The following is an 8,599-nucleotide window of genomic DNA, read 5'->3' on the forward strand; positions in this document are numbered from 1 at the left end:
GCTTATGGTATGTACTATGGTGGCGATAATTATAATAACACTAAATCAGTTATTCTAGATACCTCTTTGTTACCTAACTTAAGTTTAGAACCAACCAAAGCTACCACCTATAACGCAGGTTTTGACCTTGGTTTGTTTAATAACAGATTTTCGTTAATATTTGATACTTATTACAAACAAACTGATAATATTTTAAAGACTAAGCAGCTGTCTACAACAACCTCATTTAACGGTATTTCAGATACACAAATTAGTAATGTAAATTATGGTTGGGAGTTTATGGTTACCGGTCGCCCTTTAAATGCATCTAGCCCTTTTAAATTAAGTTTAACTGCAACATTGGCAATTAACAGAGAGGTTTTGGCGCAGTTGCCTGATGGTTTACGTGAAAAGATTTATGATGATGTAGCAACTCAAGATCAAGATACTTATTATCGTCTAGGTTTAAACTCATTATCCAATTATTTGTATAATACCAAAGGGGTTTATGCTACTAACAGACAAGTGCCTGTAGATCCATTAACTGGGTTACCTTATCGTGTAGGTGCTAAGAATATCTTAAATTATTTTAGAGCTGGTGACCCTGTTTTTACCGATTTAGATGGTAATTATGTATTGGATGAAAATGATAAAGTAATTGCAGGTAACTCCCAACCCCAGATAACTGGTGGTTTTAATACCTTGTTACAATATAAAAGCTGGAGTTTAGAGATCAACACTTCCTTTACTTTACAACGTGATATTTTAAACAATAGTTTGGCTGCACAATTTGCAAACTTTGGTACCCCTACTACAATGGGCAATTTGGTGCCATTGTCTCAATATAGTGTTTGGGCTGCCCAAGGAGATGTAGCTGCCTATGGTAATCCCTTAGATTTTATTAGGTCGTCCATCATCAACCCTTTTAGGTATTCTCAAACCTTGTTTCAAGAAGACGGTTCGTACTTCAAATTAAACTCAGTAAAGGTTTATTACACGCTGCCACAAAAACTTACAAATAAATATGGCATGAATAGGGTGAGTGTAAATGCCACCGCCTCTAACTTAGGTTTTATCACCAATTATTCTGGGCCTAACCCAGAAAACGTAACAACTTTAGGTAGGGATTATCCAGGTGGATATCCTTTGGCTAAAMAATTTGCAGTTGGTTTAAACATAGAATTTTAATCTTTTAAACGATGAAAATGAAGAATATAAAATATTTATTGTTGGCAATGGTGTTTTGTTTGATAACACCAGGTTGTAAAAAATTCCTAAACGTAACGCCAATTGATGCCCTATCTGGTAACAATTTTTGGAAAACCAAAACTGATGTGGAAGGCTTTACCAATGGAATTTATACTCGATTGAGAGATAAAGTTGGTGATGGTCCTTTTTTACCAGCATTAGAGATGAGGGGTAATTTTGTTTCCGGTAATGCAGGTGCCGATTACAATAACCTAATTGCAAACAACATGAAGCTAGTTCCTAGCGCTGCGTTTAATAGCATGCAAAATTGGAAAGTTTGGTATGATGTGATTGCTGCTTCAAATATCATGTACCAAGAAATAGATAAGGTGCCAAGTAGCGAACTGTCTGAAACAGAGCGAAAAAACTATAAGGCTGAGGCGGTATTTTTACGTAACTTAAGCTATATGTTCATCTGCAAACTTTTTGGGGATGCCATTTACTATACTGATGCTTACCATAGCACGTCTTTAGCCAGAACGGACCAAGTAACGGTATTGAAAAAATGTATCGCGGATATGGAAGCTGTAAAAAATGATTTGCCAGTAACCAATGCTGATCCATCTAAAATTGGTATAAGACCTACTAGAGGAAGCGCTATTGCTTTATTGATGCATCTAAATATGTGGGCTGCCGCTTGGGATAACACAGATAAAAAACCTTATTATACTGCTACTATTGCTTTGGCTAATGAATTGGCTACTTATACTGATTATCAGTTGTTACCTATAACTACAGAAAATACAAAAAGGATATTCAAAGGTCGTTCTTCTGAGAATCTGTTCATTATTTTGCAAGATTTTAACTACGGTGAAAATTTTAACCAAAATGCTTTGTATGGTTATTTCTTTGCTCACTACCCATATTATGGTGGTGTCTCTACTTCCACTAGTAGGATGAATTATAGGAAAAGTTACATCACTAAGCTTTTTCCGGCAGGTGTGGCAGACGCAAGGTTAGCTACCTGGTTTGCGAATTACGATTCGGATAACAACTCTTTCCAGTTTAAAAAATACATTAACAATTATGCTACGGGTTCTGGGTCTACTTTAACAATAAATAGCGATGATAGTGCCATTATTTTTAGGTTACCAGATATGATTTTATTGGCTGCACAAGCTGCTGCAGAATTAGATAATGATAGCCAAGCTAGAGATTTCGCTAACCAGGTAAGGGTAATGGCAGGTGCACCTTTATTGATTACTAATGGCGAGGAGCTTAAAAAAGACCTCTATTTTGAGAGATGCCGTGAGCTAATCGGCGAAGGACAATTCTTTTTTGATGCGGTGCGTACCAAAAGAATTTTAGACGCAGATTATTCAAGTAACCCGATTACGGTAACAGATTTCAATGCTGGTGCATGGACATGGCCATTAGCTATTTCTTCTGCAGAGCGTTTGGCTAATCCGAAATTGGTTGGAAATAATTTTTGGAATTAATAGATATGAAAATGAAACATACAAATAAAATTGTTTTTTTAATGTTAGCTGCTGCATTAGTGGTATTTGGTAGCTGCAAAAAATATTATTTCGATAGTGGTACACATGAAGCTAAGTTTGATGGTACAATTTTACAGTACTTAAAATCTAAGCCGGTATTTTTTGATAGTACCCTAAGGGTGATACAATTAGCTGGGATGACTGATGTGGTTGACAAAGAGCAAATCACCTTTTTTGCACCACCAAGTGGTTCTATTTATAAATCAATTAAACGTTTAAACCAGTATTTGAAATTTAATGGCAAGGATACAGTTTCTCAATTGTCGCAAATTAAACAGTCGGTTTGGAAAAACACTTTGTCTCAATATATTTTCAAGGGAAAAAATTTATTAAAGGATTATCCACAAAGAGACACTGCGTCTTACCTTGCTTATCCTGGTCAAAATTATACCTCTTATGCTGGTAAAATCATGAATATAGGTGTTATATTCAATGATGCGGGTGGTGTAGTTTATGCCGGATATCGCCAATTATATTTGGCTTATATACCAGATTTATCCAATCCACAGGTTTCATTGGTTAATATACCAGTTGCTAGCTCAGATATCCAACCTAGCAATGGAGTGGTTCATGTACTCAATAAGACAAAACTCAACTTTGGATTCAATACAGATACATTTATAGAACAAGTTATTACATCTGGTATTTTACCTCCAACACCTTAATTGTTAAATAATTACTTTTAAAATTGAATAAGATGTTCAAAAATAAAATATATCAATTTAAGCTAATCGGTTTGGCAATTCTTGCCATGGCTGTAATAGTTGCTTGTGAAAAAGAGAAAGGAATTGCAGAAGATCCTTATGCTGGAGGTAAAACTACATTAGGCATTAGTATTCTTTCAAAAAATACATCGCCTGATATTGTAACAGCTGGTACCAGTTTAACTATTAAGGTAAGCGGTTTAACAACGGCTAAATATAAGGATACTGATTTTAAAATATTTGTAAATGAGATTGAAGCCCCTTTAACCGCTAGAACAGATAGTACCATAAGTTTTAATGTGCCATTGGAAGCTAGTACGGGTAGCATGTGGGTTGAGCTGAATGGACAATTGTTTTTCGGGCCAGTGGTAAAAGTTGGCGGTAAGGTAAGTGTAGACAAAACCTTTAAAGTTGTAAATGGTGCAGGAACAGTAACGGGTAGTGGAAGCACAGATGTTTATACGATGCAAGCATTAGCCACTGGGAATTTTTTGTTGGGGGGGGCTTTTAGCAATTTTGAACTAAAGGGTACAGGAAAATTACCTAATGGAGGTATTGTTCAGATAGATGCAGATGGGGCTTACTCTACAGCAAATAGTTTTAATTTTGGAAAAGGGGCTGTTGGTAATAATCAAAGTATTTATTCCATTAACCTGATTACAACGGGAACCCATACTGGAAAATTTATAGTTGCAGGGAGTTTTACCGCTTACAACTCAACCAGAGGAAATAGACAAACCCTTAACAATATTGTAAGATTAAAAAGTGACGGTACTTTAGACAGTATGGTTGTGGATGTAATTAATCCCAAACCAGAAGAAACCTATAAGAATAAGGACACCGTAGCTGCATTTAACGCAGGTGTTGATGGAACAATCAGAAAAACCTTTGTTTTCGGCGAACAAATTTACATGATAGGAAATTTTCAAAATTTCAGAAGGATGTATGTGACTAATTCTAGCTATGATGCAAAAGTTTACGATGTAACCAAAATGCGTCAGATGGTAAGGGTAAACAGTGATGGTGTTGTTAGGCTAAACCTTGATGGAAGTATAGATAATACATTTAATGTAGGCACTGGCTCTGATGGAGATATTTATTCTATTCGTTACAATGCAACTACCAATAAAATTGTAGTAGCGGGTTTATTTAACACCTTTAACGGAAAAACAGTTGATGGTATAAATCTATTAAATGCAGATGGCTCTAACGTGAGTACGTTTACGAGTTTAGGCTTTACGGGAGGTATTACATCTTTCGCTGGTCAGTTAGCTAACGGTAAAATAATAGTAGCAGGTTCTTTTAATAAATATGGTACTTATTTGAGGCAAGGATTTGCCATACTAGAGGCAAACGGTAGTTTGGCAGTGGGTTATAACAATATAGGAGGCTTTCAAGGAAGGATTTATGATATGTATGAGAAATCAATAAACAATGGTGCCAGCGTTATTTTGGTGGGAAATATTGCAAGATTTAACACCATCATCCCTCATAATGTATTACGATTAATTATTGCTAACTAATAGATTTTAAAGAAAGGGACATATAAAATGAAAAGAATGATGAATTTAAACTTTAAGCACTTAATCGGCATTTTGATCATGGGTTTAGTTGCACTAAATTTTGGTTGCAACAAAGATTTTGAAAACACGTTGCCAAAATCTTTTAAAAACGATACAGCTGGTATTGGCAATAACAGTAAAAAGGTATTGTATATTATCATGGACGGTGTTAAAGGTTCAGTTTTGAAATCGTTAGCGCCAGCAAACATCACTTCAATAAGCCAAAATGCTATTTATAGCTACGATGGTTTAGCAGATTTTCAGTACAATCAATTAACGAATGCTGCTGCCTGGACCACTATGGTTACAGGTGTAGATTACACCAAGCATAATGTGACTAACGAAAATTTCGGAGGTCTTAACTTGCAGGCAACTCCAACTATTTTTACCAGAATCAAAGAAAGATTGGGTAATGTTAGGTCAGTTTCAATTGCAGCTTCTGCTGGTTTTAATGATAATTTAGCAGTTGATGCTACGGTAAAACAAACGGTTACTGATGATGCTGAGGTAAAGGCGGCCGTTGTTGATGAATTATCCACAAAAGACGCTTCCTTAGTGGTGGCACAATTTCATAGCGCCGAAACTGCAGGTGCTACTGCTGGTTATACAACAACTACACCAAGCTATACATTAGCTATCCAGAATATAGATAGTTATATAGGCGAAATTATGAAAGCATTAAATGCCAGAAAAACTTACAACACAGAAAATTGGCTAGTGGTAATCGCTTCTAATAAGGGTGGCGGTGCTTCTGGTGGTGCTAGTGGTAGTAACATCTATAATGATCTTTCCAGAAATACATTTTTAGCATTTTATAATCCCAAATTTGTTACAACAATAATAAACCAACCAGACGTGAGCAACTTGCCGTATGTTGGTACTGCACCGCGTTTTTTATCCAATGCAACATTAAGCCCACAAGCATTGCTAAACAGTAATACAAACCTAGGTAACTTTGGTACAAGTGGTAATTTCACCATGATGTTTAAAATGAGGGATGATCTTGGAGCAGGAAGTGGCTTCCCTGCGTTTATGGGTAAGAATGTTACATTTGGTTCTAGTGCAGGGTGGTATTTTTTTAGGGGAGGTAACAATATACAGCAAAGTTTTACTGGAGCTAGTACGCTACAGGGAGGTACAGTAATGAATGATAGTAAATGGCATACGTATGCAATTACAATAACTACATCTGGTAGTACCAGAACTGCTGTTTTTTATATTGATGGAATTTCTAAAGTAACAACAAATATTGGCGTAACGAACAGAGACAATATAGCTCCATTACGAATAGGAGCAGATATAGGGAAAAATACCAATTTTATGGTTAAAGATTTGGCCATATTCAACGTAGCCATGAGCGCTACTGAAGTTGCCAGCACCATGCGTGTCCAGCTTAGACCTAGTAACCCGTTTTTTGGTAATTTGTTAGGCTATTGGCCATTTGATGAAACCAGTGGTACTGTTGCCGTTGATGCTTCTGGTAAAGGTAATAACATGACTTATACTGGTCCCATTCAGTTTATTCCATTCGCCGAAGTATCGCCAAATATTTCTCCAGAAATTTCACCAGCTGCATTTACGGCAGTACCTAATGGTGTTGATATCTTGTCTTGTTATTGGCCACAACGGCTTGTAAAAAGTACGGTTACAATATTCCAGATGGCTATCCTGACAATTCGGGAAATGTTGCTACCGGAACTATCGATACCAACTTAAAGGTTATTGATAAATCAAAGTATGCCCAGGCAAAAGTTTTTCCTGGTTTAGTAGATCAATCAGAACCTCGTGTTAAAGATGCCAAATTTACTTTGGACTTAAATTATAGCGATCAGACTGCAGATATTTTACGCATTTCTGTAGCACCAGAGCCACAATTTAGCACTGGTTATTATGCTGCACCTGGGGAGTTGGTGAAAATTGTAGTACCACAGGGTATAGAAGGTTTGGTTGTACAAATTGGTGGACATACAGATAACCTTAATGGTAAAACTCCATTATTAAGGGATCCTTTGGTGTATATGCGCCAGCAACTTTATGCAGGTAATAATTATGTGCGTAATTTATATGGTGGTACTATTTACATTCGTGCTAGCCATGCTTATCCTAACCCGGTTGAATTTACCATTACAAATGCTGTGGTTTCGCCAGATTTTATTTTAAATACAAGTACTGATGCTGCTTGGCTTGATCAGGTTAAAGCTTCAAAAGTACCTTGGTTAGAATTAAGAGCCAAAAGAGTAGTTTTTTTAATACCTAGAGATAGGATAATTGCTTCTTTAACCACAGCTAAGCCATTTAATAATCCAACAGCTGTATTAACCAACTGGAATCAAGTTTTTGATCTTGATTACAATGCTTGGATGGGCTTATCTGATAACGCCTTAGATCCAAGAGATAGAAGTCCGCAGGGACCATGGAGAGGCGTCTTGGATATTCAATTGAGTTTAGGATACGGCCACAGTGGCTTTCCTTTTGTAGGCCTAAACGATAATGAATGGTTTGGTTCTATGACAAGCCTGAATCTGGAAGGTGCTTGGGGAACCTATCATGAGTTTGGGCACAATATGCAGCAAGGAAAAGTTTGGAGTTGGAGTACCTTAGGCGAAACAACTAATAACTTATTTAATTTTAAAGTAGCCAATAGACGCGGCACCAACTATAGTATTTTACACGGTTCTGTAACAAAAGGTTTTCCATTGGCCGTTGCCTATGCAACCGCTGCTGGTACAAAAAACTTTGATACAGACCTAGCTATGAATGATCCATTTATGCGAATGACTCCATTTGTGCAGATTTTTGAGAAATATGGTTATGGAGCAATGACCTATTTGTATACTGAAGCTCGCCACGCTGAGCGACTAAACAATAGTGATATTACCATGCACAATTTCGTTTATGAAAAACTGTCTGATTACACCAAAACAGATTTAGGAACATTTTTTGATGCTTGGGGAATTTTAACCAGTCCGACTGTAAGAGATAAAGTTGCTGTTAAGTATCCACCTTTAGATAAGCAAATCTGGACCTATGAACCACTAAGCAAAACTGGTGGAACTGCCGTAATTGCTCCAATTGTTTATCCCTTTATCTTTAGCATAAGCTCAAGCCAGGTAGGCGATGGAGATCCGAAATTCTTAGTAGACGGTGTGATTTCAAGTGCCTCATATTGGCATTCYAACTATGGCACGGCAACAGCAACTAATACTTTAGGCTACCCAATAAATATCGTCATTAAAACAGCATTATTGCCTATTCCAATTAAAGGAATAACATTTGCACAAAGACAAAGTACTGGAGGCTATGTTAAAGATGTAGAAATTTTTACAAGTACAGATGCTGTAAACTATACTTCAGTTGGTACTTATACACTGCTGCAAAGTGCACCTAGGCAAGATTTTCTTTTCCCTGGTGGTGTAGTTAACGCTAGATATGTAAAAGTAGTAATCAAGAGTGGAGTAAATGCTACTTATGCAAACCTTTCAGAATGTAATATCATTAAACCTTAATCAAAATGATGAAAAAGCACAACTATATAATTTTAGCGAGTATGGTATTTTCTATATTGGCTATTACTGGCTGTAAAAAATATGATAACCCACCACCAGTT

General features: G+C 36.5%; 6 protein-coding genes. All 6 read left to right on the forward strand.

Annotation, left to right across the window (positions count from 1 at the left end):
* Positions 1 to 1,167: SusC/RagA family TonB-linked outer membrane protein (locus tag AC1DND_RS20775; RefSeq protein ID WP_477584542.1), on the forward strand; the 1,167-nt coding region annotated here is incomplete at its 5' end.
* Between the two features lie 17 nt (positions 1,168 to 1,184).
* Entirely contained in the window at positions 1,185 to 2,666 is a 1,482-nt protein-coding gene (locus tag AC1DND_RS20780; RefSeq protein WP_477584543.1) for a RagB/SusD family nutrient uptake outer membrane protein, read from the forward strand.
* Between the two features lie 11 nt (positions 2,667 to 2,677).
* Positions 2,678 to 3,391 (forward strand): fasciclin domain-containing protein, encoded by a 714-nt coding sequence (locus AC1DND_RS20785; protein WP_477584544.1) that lies wholly within the window; start codon positions 2,678 to 2,680, stop codon positions 3,389 to 3,391.
* Positions 3,392 to 3,423: 32 nt separating this feature from the next.
* Positions 3,424 to 4,953, forward strand: coding sequence for a DUF5008 domain-containing protein (locus tag AC1DND_RS20790; protein WP_477584545.1), 1,530 nt, complete (start codon positions 3,424 to 3,426; stop codon positions 4,951 to 4,953).
* A 36-nt stretch (positions 4,954 to 4,989) separates the two neighbouring features.
* On the forward strand, positions 4,990 to 6,708 hold the full coding sequence (locus AC1DND_RS20795) for a hypothetical protein (protein ID WP_477584546.1): 1,719 nt from the start codon (positions 4,990 to 4,992) through the stop codon (positions 6,706 to 6,708).
* Positions 6,609 to 8,498 (forward strand): M60 family metallopeptidase, encoded by a 1,890-nt coding sequence (locus tag AC1DND_RS20800; RefSeq protein WP_477584547.1) that lies wholly within the window; start codon positions 6,609 to 6,611, stop codon positions 8,496 to 8,498. Before AC1DND_RS20795 ends, AC1DND_RS20800 begins: the two co-directional genes overlap by 100 nt.
* The last annotated feature ends 101 nt before the right edge of the window (positions 8,499 to 8,599 follow it).

Source organism: Pedobacter sp. 01N416, from assembly GCF_056399685.1.